The organism is Bradyrhizobium sp. CFUWI, from assembly GCF_056429085.1.
In genome coordinates, this window is the sequence record NZ_JBWJZE010000171.1 from 1 (window position 1) to 465 (window position 465).

The following is a 465-nucleotide window of genomic DNA, read 5'->3' on the forward strand; positions in this document are numbered from 1 at the left end:
ACCTGGAGGGGCACCTGCTCTCGCCGTTCCTGAGCGCGGATCCGCCCGAGTTCCCGTTCGTCGCACTGCTCGTTTCGGGCGGGCACACCCAGCTGATGCGTGTGGACGGGGTGGGCCGCTATGAACTGCTGGGCGAGACCATCGACGATGCGGCCGGCGAGGCCTTCGACAAATCCGCCAAGCTGATGGGCCTCGGGTATCCCGGCGGGCCCGCACTGTCGCGGCTGGCGGAGCAGGGCGATGCCGCGGCCTTCAAGCTGCCGCGGCCGCTGCTGCACAGCGGCAACCTCGATTTCTCGTTCGCGGGCCTCAAGACCGCCGTGCTCACCCAGGCGAAAAAGCTCGGCGACCAGCTGGAGGCGCGCAAGGCCGACTTGGCCGCCAGCACCCAGGCGGCCATCGTCGACGTGCTCGTCAAAAAGACCCTGGCGGCGCTGGAGGGCTCCGGCCTGCGCCGCGTGGTGG

At 70.1% G+C, this 465-nt stretch carries 1 protein-coding gene; it reads left to right on the forward strand.

The genetic code is table 11. The annotated features are described in order from the left end of the window. Positions 1-465 (forward strand): tRNA (adenosine(37)-N6)-threonylcarbamoyltransferase complex transferase subunit TsaD (locus AC066S_RS39260; protein ID WP_478271972.1); only part of this gene is annotated, 465 nt, incomplete at both ends.